The 16,098-nt window shown below is 59.7% G+C and carries 14 protein-coding genes and 1 tRNA gene; 13 read left to right on the top strand and 2 right to left on the bottom strand.

Features of this window, described 5'->3' with window-relative positions; all coding sequences use genetic code 11:
• Positions 1 to 238: 238 nt before the first annotated feature.
• The 3 genes from ACFFAR_RS08285 (at position 239) to aroC (ending at position 3,967) form a co-directional block, all read left to right on the top strand.
• On the top strand, positions 239 to 691 hold the full coding sequence (locus tag ACFFAR_RS08285; protein ID WP_061999739.1) for a CBS domain-containing protein: 453 nt from the start codon (positions 239 to 241) through the stop codon (positions 689 to 691).
• A gap of 155 nt (positions 692 to 846) precedes the next feature.
• On the top strand, positions 847 to 2,781 hold the full coding sequence (locus tag ACFFAR_RS08290; RefSeq protein WP_375507734.1) for an MFS transporter: 1,935 nt from the start codon (positions 847 to 849) through the stop codon (positions 2,779 to 2,781).
• Between the two features lie 82 nt (positions 2,782 to 2,863).
• Positions 2,864 to 3,967, top strand: a complete 1,104-nt coding sequence (gene aroC / locus ACFFAR_RS08295; RefSeq protein ID WP_375507735.1) for a chorismate synthase — start codon at positions 2,864 to 2,866, stop codon at positions 3,965 to 3,967.
• A gap of 77 nt (positions 3,968 to 4,044) precedes the next feature.
• Here the strand turns inward: aroC and ACFFAR_RS08300 are convergent, their stop codons facing one another.
• Positions 4,045 to 5,718 carry an electron transfer flavoprotein-ubiquinone oxidoreductase gene (locus ACFFAR_RS08300; RefSeq protein ID WP_062170095.1) on the bottom strand — a complete coding sequence of 558 codons (1,674 nt, stop codon included), beginning with the start codon at positions 5,716 to 5,718 and terminating at the stop codon, positions 4,045 to 4,047.
• A 237-nt stretch (positions 5,719 to 5,955) separates the two neighbouring features.
• Here ACFFAR_RS08300 and ACFFAR_RS08305 point away from each other — a divergent pair, with 237 nt between their 5' ends.
• Together ACFFAR_RS08305 and ACFFAR_RS08310 are read left to right on the top strand one after the other, a co-directional pair.
• The gene (locus ACFFAR_RS08305) at positions 5,956 to 6,729 is read left to right on the top strand and encodes an SDR family oxidoreductase (protein ID WP_061999735.1); all 774 of its coding nucleotides are present in this window, start codon (positions 5,956 to 5,958) and stop codon (positions 6,727 to 6,729) included.
• On the top strand, positions 6,726 to 7,187 hold the full coding sequence (locus ACFFAR_RS08310) for a thioesterase family protein (RefSeq protein ID WP_062170094.1): 462 nt from the start codon (positions 6,726 to 6,728) through the stop codon (positions 7,185 to 7,187). The genes ACFFAR_RS08305 and ACFFAR_RS08310 overlap by 4 nt, the downstream gene beginning before the upstream one ends.
• Here the strand turns inward: ACFFAR_RS08310 and ACFFAR_RS08315 are convergent, their stop codons facing one another.
• Positions 7,188 to 7,733 carry a LuxR C-terminal-related transcriptional regulator gene (locus tag ACFFAR_RS08315; RefSeq protein ID WP_061999733.1) on the bottom strand — a complete coding sequence of 182 codons (546 nt, stop codon included), beginning with the start codon at positions 7,731 to 7,733 and terminating at the stop codon, positions 7,188 to 7,190.
• A 192-nt stretch (positions 7,734 to 7,925) separates the two neighbouring features.
• On the opposite strand from ACFFAR_RS08315, the gene ACFFAR_RS08320 reads away from it, so the two are divergent.
• The 8 genes from ACFFAR_RS08320 to infC all read left to right on the top strand — a co-directional run bounded on the left by ACFFAR_RS08320 (position 7,926) and on the right by infC (position 16,076).
• Positions 7,926 to 8,630, top strand: a complete 705-nt coding sequence (locus ACFFAR_RS08320; RefSeq protein WP_174364528.1) for a 3-oxoacid CoA-transferase subunit A — start codon at positions 7,926 to 7,928, stop codon at positions 8,628 to 8,630.
• Positions 8,631 to 8,632: 2 nt separating this feature from the next.
• On the top strand, positions 8,633 to 9,274 hold the full coding sequence (locus ACFFAR_RS08325; protein WP_061999731.1) for a CoA transferase subunit B: 642 nt from the start codon (positions 8,633 to 8,635) through the stop codon (positions 9,272 to 9,274).
• Between the two features lie 217 nt (positions 9,275 to 9,491).
• Entirely contained in the window at positions 9,492 to 10,409 is a 918-nt protein-coding gene (locus ACFFAR_RS08330; RefSeq protein ID WP_174363646.1) for an alpha/beta fold hydrolase, read from the top strand.
• Between the two features lie 49 nt (positions 10,410 to 10,458).
• The gene (locus tag ACFFAR_RS08335) at positions 10,459 to 10,824 is read left to right on the top strand and encodes a RidA family protein (protein WP_062170092.1); all 366 of its coding nucleotides are present in this window, start codon (positions 10,459 to 10,461) and stop codon (positions 10,822 to 10,824) included.
• Positions 10,825 to 10,857: 33 nt separating this feature from the next.
• Positions 10,858 to 13,092 carry a bifunctional (p)ppGpp synthetase/guanosine-3',5'-bis(diphosphate) 3'-pyrophosphohydrolase gene (locus ACFFAR_RS08340; RefSeq protein WP_062170091.1) on the top strand — a complete coding sequence of 745 codons (2,235 nt, stop codon included), beginning with the start codon at positions 10,858 to 10,860 and terminating at the stop codon, positions 13,090 to 13,092.
• A gap of 148 nt (positions 13,093 to 13,240) precedes the next feature.
• Positions 13,241 to 13,317 (top strand) — tRNA-Val (locus ACFFAR_RS08345).
• Positions 13,318 to 13,593: 276 nt separating this feature from the next.
• On the top strand, positions 13,594 to 15,501 hold the full coding sequence (gene thrS / locus ACFFAR_RS08350; RefSeq protein WP_375507736.1) for a threonine--tRNA ligase: 1,908 nt from the start codon (positions 13,594 to 13,596) through the stop codon (positions 15,499 to 15,501).
• Between the two features lie 50 nt (positions 15,502 to 15,551).
• Positions 15,552 to 16,076 carry a translation initiation factor IF-3 gene (infC, locus tag ACFFAR_RS08355; protein ID WP_075359824.1) on the top strand — a complete coding sequence of 175 codons (525 nt, stop codon included), beginning with the start codon at positions 15,552 to 15,554 and terminating at the stop codon, positions 16,074 to 16,076.
• Positions 16,077 to 16,098: the final 22 nt, after the last annotated feature.

The raw sequence follows: 16,098 nt of genomic DNA on the forward strand, positions 1-16,098 counted from the left end.
ATTTATCGTAACATCGGGTGTGGTCAGACAAACTTGGGGTAGACGCCAGCGTCGGCGTTTGAGCCGGCGCGCGGCCATGCAGCGCAAGGGCAGCCTTGGCGCTGCACGCGCCGACCCGGTGCAAAAGCCCGCCCCGCTTGGCTTTTACAGACAAAACACGGGGTTCTTGCGCGCTTTCTTTTTAAGTGCCTTTCCGCTAGGATCGATAGATATTCAGGCTTTTCGCGAGGAGACAATCATGCGAGTCAGCGACATTTTGAACGTCAAGGGCAACGCGCTCTTCACGGTAACGCCCGATACGCCGTTGAGCGAAGCCATTGACGCAATGGCGTCACACGACATCGGTTCACTGGTGGTGATCGAATACGGTGATCTTGCTGGCATGCTCACGTTCCGCGAGATCATCCAGATCCTGAGCAAGAACGGCGGCAGCGTAGGCACGTTCACCATCCGCAAGGTCATGGACGACCATCCCATCACCTGTACGCCGGAAACCGACGTGAACGAAGTACGCCGCATGATGCTCGAGCACCACGTGCGCTACTTGCCGGTCATGGAAAAGGGCATCCTCATGGGTGTGATTTCTTTCTACGACGTCGCGAAAGCCGTGGTGGAAGAACAAGGTTTCGAGAACAAGATGCTCAAGGCCTATATTCGCGACTGGCCCGAGCAGCAAGAAGAAGCGCGCTGAACCCGGCGAACGCACAACGCGATTAGCCCTTTAGCGCGTGTCAAACGCTCGCAACAATGCGCGCCCCGTCCGGCGCGCATTTTTTTCGTCTCGAAGCCGGCGCCGCATTGCGTGGTCCGGCGCCAAGGTCTCTCAGCTACCAACTCCAATAATCCATGAGCGAATTGCCTGCTTCCGCCCGCGAGAACCCTGCAAAGCCCGCACACGGCGACGGCCAGTTTCGCCTCTTGAGCGAGCGCCGTTTTGCACCATTTTTCTGGACGCAGTTTCTCGGGGCGCTCAACGACAACGTCTTCAAGGTCGGCTTCACGTCGCTCGTGACGTTTCAGGCCGCCCGTTTTTCGGGCGTCGATCCAAAAACCGCTGCCTTTTTGATATCGGCCATCTTCATCTTGCCGTTCGTGCTGTTTTCGGCGACATCGGGCCAGATCGCCGATAAATACGACAAAGCCACGCTCACGCGTTTTGTGAAGACCTTCGAAATCGCCGTGATGCTGGTTGGCGGCGCGGGATTCGTGCTCCACAGCGCGCCGCTGCTCTACCTGTGCACCTTCCTGATGGGCGTTCATTCGACCGTTTTCGGCCCGGTGAAATATGCGTACCTGCCACAGCATTTGCAGCCGTCCGAACTCGTGGGCGGCAACGGACTTGTCGAGATGGGGACGTTCGTGGCAATTTTGATCGGCACGATCATCGGCGGCGCGTCGGCCGGGTGGATGGAGCATGGTGCGATTCTGCTCGCCGTGTGCTGCGTCGCAGTCGCGTTGATTGGCCGCGTGGCGTCGAGTTTCGTGCCCAGCACGGCGGCGCTTCAGCCCGATTTGAAGATCAACTGGAATCCCTTCACCGAAACGTGGCGCAATCTCGCGCTTGCACGCCGCGACCGGACTGTGTTCCTGAGCCTGCTCGGTATCTCGTGGCTATGGTTTGTCGGCGCGACTTTCCTCACGTCGTTTTTCAACTTCGCCAAAGATGTGCTGTCGGCGAATCCCGACGTGGTCACTCTGTTGCTGGGGACGTTTTCGATAGGCATCGGCACAGGTTCGCTTCTGTGTGAAAAGCTCTCGAAGCGGCGCGTCGAGATCGGGCTTGTTCCGCTGGGATCGATTGGTATCAGCGTATTTGCCATCGACCTGTTTTTTGCGAGCCATAAGATCGTTCCGGCCGGTCACTTGATGGGCATTGCCGAATTCCTCCAGATCGGCGTCCACTGGCGCATTCTGGCGGACCTGTTCCTGCTCGCCATGTTCGGCGGTTTTTACAGCGTCCCGCTGTACGCGCTGATCCAGGCGCGCAGCCAGCCGACGCATCGCGCGCGGATCATCGCCGCGAACAATATCCTCAACTCGTTTTTCATGATCGTGTCGGCGCTGATGGCCATGGGATTGACGTCAGCGGGCGTGGGCATTCCGGGACTGTTCCTCACCACGGCGTTGCTCAATATCGTGGTGGCCGCCTACATCTATTCGCTCGTGCCCGAATTCCTGCTGCGGTTTCTCGCGTGGATTCTCGTGCACACGTTCTACCGGATCAGGCTTGTCAACGCCGAGCGGATTCCCGAGCACGGCGCGGCTGTGCTGGTCTGCAACCATGTGAGTTTCGTCGATGCCATCGTGATCATGTCGGAAAGTCCCCGGCCGATTCGCTTCGTGATGGATCATCGGATTTTTCGCTCGCCGCTGATCGGCTGGCTGTTTCGCCATGTAAAGGCAATTCCGATCGCGCCGGCCCACGAAGACGCGGCGCTGCTCGAAAAGGCCTACGATGCCTGCGGCCGCGCGCTTGCCGAAGGCGACCTCGTCTGCATCTTCCCCGAAGGCAAGCTGACGCGAACGGGCGAGCTGAACCCGTTCCGCCACGGCATCAGCGAGATTCTGAGACGCCGGTCGGCGCCGGTCATACCGCTGGCGCTGCGTGGTTTGTGGGGCAGCGTCTTTTCCCGTTATGGGGACACGAGCTGGCCGCGTCCGATCCAGCGCGGCGTGATGAGCCGGCTGACGCTGGCGGTTGGCGAGCCGATCGATCCCGCCGATGCCACCCCGGAACACTTGCAACAACTCGTTGCGACGCTCCGGGGCGCCCGCAAGTAGGCGCAAACAGGGGCGGAACGAGGCTGGAAGGGCTCCCGGCTGGCATAATATCGGCTCTCTCGATATTTTCAGGACGACGCTCATGTCCGGCAACACACTCGGCACGCTTTTCACCGTCACGAACTTCGGCGAGTCGCATGGTCCTGCGATCGGTTGCGTGATCGACGGCTGCCCGCCGGGAATGGCGCTGACCGAAGCCGATATCCAGATCGAGCTCGATCGACGCAAACCCGGCACGTCGCGCCACGTGACGCAGCGGCAGGAAGCCGATCAGGTCGAGATCCTTTCGGGTGTTTTCGAAGGCAGGACGACCGGCACGCCGATCGCCTTGCTGATTCGCAACACCGATCAGCGCAGCAAGGATTACGGCAATATCGCGGAGACGTTTCGTCCCGGACACGCCGATTACACGTACTGGCAGAAATATGGAATCCGCGATTATCGTGGCGGCGGCCGCTCTTCGGCGCGCTTGACGGCGCCGACAGTGGCGGCCGGTGCGGTCGCGAAGAAGTGGCTGCGGGAACGGTATGGCATCGAAACCCACGGCTTCATGAGCGCGCTCGGCGAGATCCCGATTCCATTCGTGGCATGGGAACACGTGCGTGAAAATCCGTTTTTTGCGCCGAATGCCGAGATCGTGCCGCGTCTCGAGGAATACATTGACGCGCTGCGCCACGACGGCGACTCGATCGGCGCGCGCATCGGCGTGATTGCAACGGGCGTGCCGGCGGGTTTGGGCGAGCCGCTCTATGACCGTCTCGATGCTGACATCGCCAAGGCGATGATGGGCATCAATGCCGTGAAGGGTGTCGAAATCGGCGCGGGCTTTGCGAGCGTCGCGCAACGCGGCAGCGTTCACGGCGACGAGATGACGCCGGAAGGTTTCGCCGCGAACAACGCAGGCGGCGTGCTCGGCGGGATTTCGAGCGGGCAGGACATTACGGTGTCTATCGCAATCAAGCCGACGTCGAGCATCCGCACGCCGCGTGAATCCATCGACAAAGCCGGTCACGCGGCCACCGTCGAAACTTTCGGCCGCCACGATCCGTGCGTCGGGATTCGCGCGACCCCTATCGCCGAAGCACTGCTCGCGCTGGTCCTGATCGATCACGCGCTGCGACATCGCGCGCAGAATGGCGATGTCGAGACGACTACGCCTCACATCGCGGCGCACATCCCCGAATAAAAAATCGCCGGTTCTCACAAAGAACCGGCGTTTTTTTCAAGCGTTCAGGCCTTCTAACCGACAATCCAGCCGAACGATCACATGTTCGGATAGTTCGGACCGCCGCCGCCTTCAGGCGGAACCCACACGATGTTCTGCGTCGGGTCCTTGATATCGCACGTCTTGCAGTGGACGCAGTTTTGCGCGTTGATTTGCAGGCGCTCGGTGCCGTCGTCGTTTTTCACGAACTCGTACACCTGCGCCGGGCAATAACGGCTTTCCGGTCCGGCGTACGTGCGCAGATTCACATCGACCGGAACCGACGCATCCTTCAGCGTCAAATGCGGCGGCTGGTTCTCGTCGTGATTCGTGTTCGATATGAACACCGACGTGAGCCGGTCGAACGTCAGCTTGCCATCCGGCTTCGGATAAACAATCGGCTTGCATTGCGATGCCGGCTTGAGCGTTTCGTTATCGGCGTGCTGATGGTGCAGCGTCCAGGGCACGTTGCCGCCCAGCAGCTTCTGTTCGAGGCCGACCATGAACGTGCCCATGTACAGGCCTTTGCTCATCCACTGCTTGAAATTGCGGGCGCGATACAGCTCGGTCTTGAGCCACGAGTTATTGAACGATTCCGGGTATGCGGTCAGTTCATCGGCCTCGCGGCCGGCTTGCACTGCGTCGAACGCCGCTTCCGCCGCCATCTTGCCGGATTTGATTGCCGCGTGACTGCCCTTGATCCGCGATGCATTCAGGAACCCGGCATCGTCGCCGACCAGGGCGCCGCCCTTGAACACCAGCTTCGGCAGCGACATGAGGCCGCCGGCCACGATCGCGCGCGCGCCATACGACACGCGTTTGCCGCCTTCCAGGAACGTACGGATTGCAGGATGCGTCTTGTAGCGCTGGAACTCCTCGAACGGCGACAGATACGGATTCGAGTACCCGAGGCCCACGACAAATCCGACCATTACCTGGTTATTGTCCATGTGATAGAGGAACGAGCCGCCGTAGGTATCGGTTTCGAGCGGCCAGCCGGCGGTATGAATCACCAGACCCGGCTTGTGCTTGGCCGGGTCGATTGTCCAGAGTTCCTTGATGCCGAGGCCATAGACCTGCGGATCGGCGTCGCGGCCGAGCTTGAATTTGTCCATCAACTGCCGGCCGAGATTGCCGCGCGCGCCTTCGCAAAAGAGCGTGTATTTGGCGTGCAATTCCATGCCGAGCTGGAAATTGCCGGTCGGCTCGCCGTTCTTGCCCACGCCCAGGTTGCCGGTCGCCACGCCGCGCACGGCGCCGTCTTCCGTGTAGAGCACTTCGGCTGCAGGAAAGCCCGGGAATATCTCGACGCCCAGCGCTTCCGCCTGCTGGCCGAGCCAGCGGGTAACGTTAGCCAGCGAAATTACGTAGTTGCCGTGGTTCTTGAAGTTGTCCGGGAGCAACCAGTTCGGGACTTGCTTCGCGCTGTCCTGCGACAGGAACAGAAAGCGGTCTTCGGTCACTTCCACGTCGAGCGGCGCGCCTTGTGTCTTCCAGTCCGGCAGCAATTCGCTGAGCGCGCGTGGGTCCATGACGGCGCCGGAGAGGATGTGCGCACCAATCTCGGAGCCTTTCTCCAGCACGCATACGCCGAGTTCGACGCCTTTTTCCTGCGCAAGCTGTTTCAGCCGGATGGCCGCAGAAAGTCCCGCAGGGCCGCCGCCCACGATCACGACGTCGTACTCCATGGACTCACGGGGACCGTACTGCTCGATGAGACTCGCCGGGGTCATCCAATGCTCCTGTCTAACGTTAGAATGCTTTTTTGGGGATCGCGTATTGTCAGGGAACGACAGGTATGGTGCAACTAACGTTCCGGCGATTAGCACGACCGTATTATTTCACGATAGCATATTGGCTCGCTGGACCTGGTCCAGTTCCGCGCAGATTTCGTACAAAGCAACAGCATCACACGAGCGCAAGACGGACCGATCCCGAACAACTCAATCGCTTTCAACCAAGGAAAAACAATGGGCCGTTCGATCAACCTGGAAGGCAAATGCGCGCTTATTACCGGCGCTTCCAGCGGACTGGGCAAACGCTTTGCGCAAGTGCTGTCGCAGGCCGGCGCACGGGTCGTGCTGGCAAGCCGCCGCACTGAGCGCCTCAAGGAATTGCGGGCTGAAATCGAGGCATCGGGCGGCGCGGCGCATGTCGTATCGCTCGATGTCACCGACTACCAGAGCATCAAGTCCGCCGTCGCCCACGCGGAGACGGAAGCGGGCACTATCGATATTCTGGTGAACAACTCGGGTGTATCGACCCAGCAAAAGCTGACGGACGTGACGCCATCGGATTTCGATTTCGTCTTCGATACCAACACGCGCGGCGCGTTTTTCGTCGCGCAGGAAGTGGCGAAGCGAATGATCATGCGCGGCAACGGGACCGTAAAGCCCGGCTACCGGATCATCAACATCGCGTCCATGGCCGGACTCAAGACGCTGCCGCAGATCGGCGTGTATTCCATGAGCAAGGCGGCCGTCGTACATATGACAAAAGCCATGGCGCAGGAATGGGGCCGTCATGGGATCAACGTGAACGCCATCTGTCCCGGTTATATCGATACCGAACTGAATCATCACCACTGGAAGAGCGAAGCGGGGCAGAAACTGCTGTCCATCTTGCCGCGCCGCCGCGTGGGCACGCCTGAAGACCTGGATGGACTGTTGCTCCTGCTCGCCGCCGACGAGTCGCAGTTCATCAACGGCTCGGTGATCGCCGCCGACGATGGATTCGGCTTATGAGCCAGGTTGTCGAACAAGCGTCGGGCGCGGCGCAAGGCGGGTTTCATCGCGTCATCGACTTGTCCATGCCTATCCGGTGGGGCGACATGGACGCATTCGGCCACGTCAACAATACGGTGTATTTCCGCTTCATGGAAGAAGTGCGGATCACGTGGTTCCGGGAGCTGGACATTGCCGGCGCCAACGCCAAAGGGCAGGGGCCGGTGGTCGTGAATGCATCGATGGAATTCCTCAGGCAACTCCATTACCCGGGCGACGTCATTGGCAGCATGTTTGTCGGCGCGCCCGGACGCAGCAGCTTCGATACGCGCTTCGAGCTGTATCGAGCGGACGATCCCGCCACGCTTTACGCACGCGGCACCGCCAAATGCGTGTGGGTCGACTACGCAGCTGCGAAATCGGTGCCGATTCCGGATCTGCTGCGTCATGCCATTGAAACGGCGGCGCCGCACAAGTAATCAATCGCCCAGCAGCCGCTGCAGCAATTCGGTGGCGTTGCCCGTGTCGTATTTGCGCATGAGTTTCGCGCGGTAGATGTCGACGGTTCGCGAGCTGATGTCGAGCGCGCGGCCGATCTGCTTGCTGGTCTTGCCCGTCACGAGTTGCGCGGCAATCTCGCGCTCACGCGGTGTGAGTTCGATGGCGACTCGCCGCGTCGCGCTCAGGTCCTCGAACGTCCAGACGCCCGCGGCATGCGGCGCGCTCAAATCCAGCGACCGTCCGGTCACGTGGCACCAGAACAATTCCCCGTTCGCGCGTTTCATGATGCGGTCGTCGGCGTAGCTGCCCTGACGCTGCATCAAGGCGGAAATGCGCGCGCCGATCCGCTCGAATTCCACCGGCGACGGATACAGCACCTGGAACGAGCGTCCGATCAGCGCCTCGGGCTTTACGCCGAAGATTGCACAAAGCTGCGCGTTGCAGTCTTCGATGATCCGTTCCCGTGACAACACCAGCCCGACTGGCGCAAGATGAAACGCAGTTTGATAATCCAGTTGAGGCATTTTGGCTCGGACGACGGGCGTTTGATGTTTGCATCGCCGCGCACTACGGCAATTACTTATGTATTTTTGCGTATTGTGCCGGATCGATGCATCGTCGTACTCTTTTGCAACGTCAGAAAGTCGTTATCGCCAGAGAAACGAACGGCGCAACGACTCGAATAATCAGATTTCATCCAGATCAGGAAGGGACAAATGAAGAAGGTCTATCCCGGCGCGAAAGAGGCGCTCGAAGACATCGTGAAGGACGGCCAGACGTTTGCCGTCGGCGGATTCGGCCTGTGCGGCATTCCCGAAGCGCTGATCGCGGCATTGCGCGACACGGGCGTCCAGGGAATCACGTGTATCAGCAATAACGCGGGCGTCGATGGCTTCGGCCTTGGCCTTCTGCTCGAAACCCGCCAGGTCAAGAAGATGATTTCGTCGTATGTGGGCGAAAACAAGGAGTTCGAGCGGCAATATCTGGCCGGCGAACTCGAGCTCGAATTCACGCCGCAAGGCACGCTGGCGGAAAAGCTGCGCGCGGGCGGCTCGGGCATTCCGGCGTTTTTCACGAACACGGGTTATGGCACGGTGATCGCCGAAGGCAAGGAGACGCGCAAATTTGGCGACAACTTCTACGTGCTCGAACCCTCGCTCACGGCCGATGTAGCGCTCGTGAAAGCATGGAAAGCCGACAAATCCGGCAACCTGATTTATCGACGCACGGCCCGCAACTTCAACCCGATGTGCGCCATGGCCGGCAAGATCACGGTGGTCGAAGTGGAGGAAATCGTGGAAGTCGGTGAGCTCGATCCGGACGCCATTCACACGCCGGGGATTTTCGTGCAGCGCATCGTGCTGAATGCGCACCCGGAAAAACGCATCGAACAACGCGTCGTGCGCGCAAAAGGAGACTGATCATGGCATGGGACCGGAACCAGATGGCCGCGCGGGCGGGCAAGGAATTGCAGGACGGGTTTTATGTGAACCTCGGGATCGGGCTGCCCACGCTGGTCGCGAACCACGTGCCGGCCGGCATGGAAGTGTGGCTGCAATCGGAGAACGGCTTGCTCGGTATCGGGCCGTCACCGACTGAAGAAGAAGTCGATGCCGATCTGATCAACGCCGGCAAGCAAACGGTGACCACATTGCCGGGATCGTCGATATTTTCATCGGCGGATTCGTTTGCCATGATCCGCGGCGGCCACGTGAACCTCGCCATCCTCGGCGCCATGCAGATCAGCAAGGACGGCGACCTCGCCAACTGGATGATCCCTGGCAAGATGATCAAGGGCATGGGCGGCGCCATGGACCTGGTAGCGGGCGTGAAACGCGTGATCGTGCTGATGGAACACGTCGCGAAGGGCGACCAGCACAAGATTCTGGAAGAGTGCACTTTGCCGTTGACGGGCAAGGGCGTGGTCGACCGGATCATTACGGATCTAGGCGTGATCGACGTGACGGACGCGGGCCTCAAGCTGATCGAACTGGCTCCTGGCGTCAGTGTGGAAGAGATTCAACAGAAAACCGGCGCGCCGCTGGATGTGAGCGCAGTCAAGTAAGCGTTGAGCGCTGGCGCGGTCTGCCGGCCGGAAAGGGCTGTTCCAACTTCGCGTTGGTGCAGCCCTTTTTTCGTAACTGTTCATTGACTGACGACGCCGCGCATAGACCGGTTGGCCAACCTTGTGTCTGACGAAGAAATGCGGCGCGCAAAGCGTTTACAATCGATTTCATTGATCCATCCGTCATGCAGCAGCGCTACTGCGCCCAAGGAAAATCATGTCCGCGACCATCGTCGAAGCTGCGCCTTCCTTCGTTTCCGAGCCTCGGCAACGCCACGTGCAATGCATCAGCCCGTCCGGTTTGCATCGCATGGCTTATACGGAGTGGGGCGATCCCGCAAACCCGCGCGTGCTCGTGTGCGTTCACGGGCTGACACGGTCCGGCCGCGATTTTGACGAGGTGGCGAAGGTGCTCGCGCGGGAGTATCGCGTGGTGTGTCCGGACGTGGTCGGGCGAGGGCTTTCCGACTGGCTTGCCGACCCGAAACATTACGGCGTGCCGCAATACGTTTCGGACATGGTCGCGCTGATCGCACGCCTGAATGTGGAAACGGTGGACTGGTTCGGAACATCCATGGGCGGATTGATCGGGCTGGGACTCGCCGGGCTGCCGAACACGCCCATCCGTAAGTTGCTGCTCAACGACGTGGGGCCGCACATCGAGCCGGTGGCGCTAGAGCGCATTGGCAGCTATCTGGGCCGCGACGAAACCTTCGCCACGCTTCAGGATGGAATCGACAATGCGGCGCAACTCGCGGCGTCCTTCGGCCCGTTGAGCGCCGAGGAATGGCGCGCGATCAATACGCCGCTGATGCACGAGCGCGATGGGCGCTGGGCTTACAGATACGATCCGAAGATCGCCGTGCCCTTTGCCGCTGCAGATGCAAATGCGGCCGCGCTTGGGGAGGCGATTCTTTGGCATTCGCTTGCGGCGATCAAGCATCCAGTTCTGGTCGTACGCGGCGAGAATTCGGATCTGTTATCGCGGGAAACGGTCGAAAAGATGGTCGCCACAGGCCAGGCCGTGACAAGCGCTGAGGTCAAGGGTGTAGGTCACGCCCCGGCATTTCTCGCGCCGGAACAGATAGACCTCGCCTACCGCTTCTTCCTCGATACGGAAACACACGAGGCATAATATTGGGCTTCGCACGGTTTTTTTGACAAATCACTTTTCAGAGGCATTCATGGCAGTTATCCGTCTTCATGTCGGCGCGCGTCTTTCCGAAGCCGCGATCCACAACGGCACCGTTTATCTCGCGGGCCAGATTGCCGAAGACACCGATCAGGACATCACGGGTCAGACTCGCGAAGTGCTTGGCCACATCGACCGCTTGCTCGCTGAAGTCGGAAGCGACAAGACGCAACTGCTGTCGGTGCAGATCTACATTTCGGACCTGGCGAATTTCGCCGCCATGAACGCGGCGTGGGACATGTGGGTGCCCGAAGGCAATACGCCCCCGCGCGCGACCGTGGAAGCGAAGCTTGCCAACCCGGCATGCCTCGTGGAAGTGGTTGTCATCGCCGCCTTGTTTGACAAGGCGCATGACTGATAGTCAAACATTGCTTCGCACCTGATCGATCGCATGCCCGATACCGCCGTTTCTCCCGCATTGAACCCCGAGCCGTCCTTCGACGACGCGCTCGCGTTCGTACGCGAACACGCTGGCGACGCGCGGTTGACGAGCGGCGAGTTGCTGGCCGAACACGCAGCCGGCACGGCGCGGATCATGCAGACGTTGAACGTAGATCCGGCGGCAATCGCGGCGGCGGCGCTGTTTGCCATCGCGCCGCATATCGACGATCCGGAACGTGTGATCACCGAACGTTTCGGCGAAGAGGTGCAAAGCCTTGTTGCCGATGTCCGCAAGCTGTGGCGTCTGGGCTCCGTCAGCTCGCGCGCCACGCAGGCGACATTGCCCGAGACGGGCCGCGACGCACAAGCGGCGCGTCGCGCCCAGGTCGAAGCGCTGCGCAAGATGTTGCTGGCGTTTGCGCAAGACATTCGGGTGGTGCTGATCCGCCTTGCATCGCGGCTGCAGTCGCTGCGCTTTTACGCGGCGAACAAGCTTGATCCGTCGCCCGATGTACCGCGCGAGACGCTCGAGATCTATGCGCCGCTGGCAAACCGCCTCGGCATCTGGCAACTGAAGTGGGAACTGGAGGACCTCGCGTTTCGATTCGAGGAACCGCCTACATACAAGCGCATCGCCAAGCTGCTCGACGAAAAACGCATCGAGCGCGAAGCGTATGTGACCAGTGCCATCGCGCGCTTGCAGAAAGAGCTGGCTACGGCGCACATCCGCGCTGAGGTGAGCGGACGGCCGAAGCACATCTACAGCATCTGGAAGAAGATGCGCGGCAAGGAGCTGGATTTCTCCGAGCTGAACGACGTGCGCGCGTTTCGCGTGATCGTCGACGATATCAAGGATTGCTACACGGTGTTGGGTATTGTCCATAACCTGTGGCAGCCGGTTCCGCGGGAATTCGACGACTACATCTCGCGGCCGAAGCCCAATGGTTATCGGTCGCTGCATACGGTGGTGGTCGGTGACGATGGCCGCGCGTTTGAAGTCCAGATCCGCACCATGGAAATGCACAGCTTCGCTGAGTATGGCGTGGCGGCGCACTGGCGTTACAAGGAAGCCGGCACGCGAGCCTACGGCGGGCAGGTGACGGCGGCTGAAAAATACGACGAGAAGATCGCGTGGTTGCGGCAACTGCTGGCCTGGAAGGAAGACGTTTCCGAAAGCGAAGAACCGGGTGCGCAACCCTGGCAGCATCTGCGCGAAGCAACCCTCGACGACGACCATATCTACGTGCTCACGCCGCAGGCGCGCGTGATTGCGATGCCGCACGGCTCGACGCCGGTGGATTTCGCATATCACCTGCATAGCGAACTAGGGCATCGTTGCCGCGGTGCGCGTGTCGATGGCGCCATGGTGCCGCTCAACACGCCTTTGCAAAACGGCCAGACGGTGGAAATCGTCGCGGTGAAGGAGGGCGGCCCGTCGCGCGACTGGCTCAACCCTTTGCTCGGCTATCTGCACAGTCCGCGCGCGCGGCAGAAAGTGCGCGCATGGTTTAATTCGGTCGATTCCGAAGAGAACATCACAAACGGCCGGGCACTGGTTGAAAAGACGTTGCAGCGCGAAGGCAAGACGTCCGTCAATCTGGATCAACTGGCATCGAAGCTTGGCTTCAAGACGCCGGAAGAACTGTATGCGGTTGTAGGCAAGGAAGAGTTCAGCCTGCGCAATATCGAGCAGGCGCTGCACGACACGCCGCCGCCGGAACCCGAACCCGAGGCACCCGCGCAGTTCGAAAAGCGCAGCAGCGGGCAAAGCGTTGCACAGGGTGCGTCCACCGGTGTGCTGGTCGTCGGTGTAGACGCATTGCTCACGCAGCTTGCGCGTTGCTGCAGGCCGGCGCCGCCCGATCGCATCTCGGGGTTTGTGACGCGTGGCAAGGGTATGTCGATCCATCGCAGTGATTGCGCGACATTCCAGCGGATGGCCGAACATTCGCCGGAGCGCGTGCTTGAAACAGCCTGGTCGGCCGATGTCATGAACGGGCGTGGATCGTCTGTTTATCCGGTGGACCTTGCTGTCGAATCGAACGATCGCCAAGGTTTGTTGCGCGACATTTCCGAAGTGTTTGCACGTGAGAAGATGAATGTGACCGGCGTGAAGACGCAAAGCCGGCGCAACGTTGCCTATATGCAGTTCACGGTCGAGGTATCGAGTGCCGCGCAGATCCAGCGCGCTTGCTCGTTGCTGAGTGAAGTGCAGGGCGTCGTGCGGGCAACGCGGCGCGGCTAACACATTTTCGTTCGTGGTCATGCGGCTTAACGCTTTGAATCAGCAGCGCATTGTTGGGGCTTCTTAAACGTATCGACGAATATCTTCAGTGTCATCGCATGAAAGCACTTGCCAGGATTCAAAACGCACCATATAATTTCGCTTCTTCAGGCTCGTAGCTCAGCTGGTTAGAGCACCACCTTGACATGGTGGGGGTCGTTGGTTCGAGTCCAATCGAGCCTACCAACGAAAGTGAAAGTCCGGTTCGCCGGATTTTCAAAACTGCAGCAAGCGTCTTGGCGCGAAAGGCAAATGAACAAGATGGCACCGCGAACGTTGACCGATACAACTTCGGAACGACGCTAGTCGAGGACCACTTTCGCCTTTGCAGTTGTAGGAAAAGTGAATGCGGCCCCTCGAATGTGGGGCCGCATTTTTTTTGTCTTCGCGCGGTAGTTTCGCGTCTTGCAAGGCATTGTTGAATGAACTTGGACGCCGGCTTTCGGCGTCTTGGAGAACGAAATGGTTTCGATACGTTTGCCCGACGGGTCAGTTCGCCAGTACGACCACCCGGTGACGGTTGCGGAAGTTGCCGCATCGATTGGCGCAGGACTTGCCAAGGCCGCTCTGGGCGGCAAGCTCGACGGCGAACTCGTCGATACCTCCACGCTGATCGAGCGTGATGCATCGCTCTCGATCGTCACGGACAAGGACGCTGACGGTCTCGACATCATTCGTCACTCCACCGCGCATTTGCTTGCCTACGCGGTCAAGGACCTGTATCCGGAAGCGCAAGTCACCATCGGTCCCGTAATCGAAAACGGCTTCTACTACGACTTCGCGTACAGCCGTCCCTTCACGCCGGAAGACCTCGAGAAGATCGAGAAGCGCATGGCCGAGATCGCAAAGAAGGACGAACCGGTTTCACGTCGGGTCGTTACGCGCGGCGAAGCGGTGGACTACTTCAAGAGCATCGGCGAGAAATACAAGGCGGAGATCATCGAATCGATCCCGTCTACCGACGACATCAAGCTCTACTCACATGGCGGGTTCACCGACCTGTGCCGCGGCCCGCACGTGCCGTCGACCGGCAAGCTGAAAGTCTTCAAACTGATGAAAGTTGCAGGCGCCTACTGGCGCGGCGACTCGAAGAACGAGCAACTGCAGCGCATCTACGGTACGGCCTGGACCAAGAAGGAAGACCAGGAAGCGTATCTGCACATGCTGGAAGAGGCCGAGAAGCGCGATCACCGCAAGCTCGCGAAGCAGCTCGATCTGTTCCATCTGCAGGAAGAAGCGCCGGGCATGGTGTTCTGGCATCCGAAGGGCTGGGCGATCTGGCAACAGGTCGAGCAATACATTCGCCGCCGCCTGAACGAAGTCGGATACCTTGAAATCAAGACGCCGATGATCATGGACCGCTCCCTCTGGGAAGCGTCGGGTCACTGGCAGAACTATCGTGAAAACATGTTCACGACTGAATCCGAAAAGCGCGACTACGCCATCAAGCCCATGAACTGCCCCGGCCACGTGCAGGTGTTCAATCATGGTTTGCGTTCGTATCGCGACCTGCCGCTGCGTTACGCGGAATTCGGCTCGTGTCATCGGAATGAAGCGTCCGGCGCGCTGCACGGCTTGATGCGCGTGCGTGGCTTCGTTCAGGACGACGCACACATTTTCTGTACCGAAGACCAGTTCATCGAAGAATCGATCGCGTTCAACACACTTGCGATGAGCATCTATAAGGATTTCGGCTTTGATCACATCGACATCAAGCTGTCGCTGCGTCCTGACGCCCGTGCCGGCACCGATGAAACCTGGGACCGCGCCGAGCAAGGCCTGCGCGACGCTCTGACGGCCTGTGGTCTGACCTGGGAAGAATTGCCGGGCGAAGGCGCGTTCTACGGTCCGAAGATCGAATATCACATCAAGGACGCGCTTGGCCGCTCGTGGCAATGCGGGACGCTGCAACTCGACATGGTCCTCCCGGAGCGGCTGGGCGCCGAGTATGTGGCTGAAGACAATAGCCGCAAGCGTCCGGTGATGCTGCATCGTGCAATCGTCGGGTCCATGGAGCGATTCCTTGGTATTTTGATCGAGCACCATGCTGGTGCAATGCCGTCGTGGCTCGCGCCAGTGCAGGCTGTGGTCCTGAACATCGCGGAAAGTCAGGCCGACTATGCGCAGGAACTGACCCAATCGTTGCAAAAACAAGGGCTTAGAGTAGAGAGCGATTTGCGCAACGAGAAGATTAGTTATAAAATACGTGAGCACACGATGCAAAAGGTCCCGTATCTGCTGGTAGTCGGGGACAAAGAACGTGATGCCCATACCGTAGCCGTGCGTGCTCGTGGCGGTATCGACGCTGGCGTTATGCCGGTCGATGCATTCCTTGAGCGTCTGCAGCAGGACGTGCAGGCGTACAAGTAAGCCCACCCGCAGCGCGGCTAGTTTTTTTGAATTTTTAGAGGAAACGTAACATCGCTACTGATAAGTCTGCACATCGCATCAACGGGGAAATCACGGCACCTGAGTTGCGCCTGGTCGGAGTGGACAATGAGCCGCTAGGAATCGTGAAGCTCGCCGATGCTTTCCGCATGTCGGAACAACAAGACGTGGATCTCGTCGAAATCGCGCCTCAGGCTGTTCCGCCTGTCGCCCGGTTGATGGACTACGGCAAGTTCAAGTATTCGGAAGCCAAGAAGCAGCACGAGGCGAAACTCAAGCAGAAGATCGTTCAGGTCAAGGAAGTCAAATTCCGTCCTGGCACCGACGACGGTGACTACAACGTGAAACTGCGCAACCTCACGCGCTTCCTCGAAGACGGCGACAAGACGAAAATCACGTTGCGTTTCCGCGGCCGGGAAATGGCTCACCAGGAAATTGGCATGCGCGTGCTCGAGCGGCTGAAGGCTGACCTCGAAGAGCATGGCCAGGTCGAGCAAATGCCGAAGATGGAAGGGCGCCAGATGATCATGGTCATGGCCCCGAAGAAAAAGAAGTAATTGAAGAATCAATCGATGGATC

Origin of the sequence: uncultured Caballeronia sp. (genome assembly GCF_964243625.1) — a bacterium.
Classification (GTDB): Bacteria; Pseudomonadota; Gammaproteobacteria; order Burkholderiales; family Burkholderiaceae; genus Caballeronia.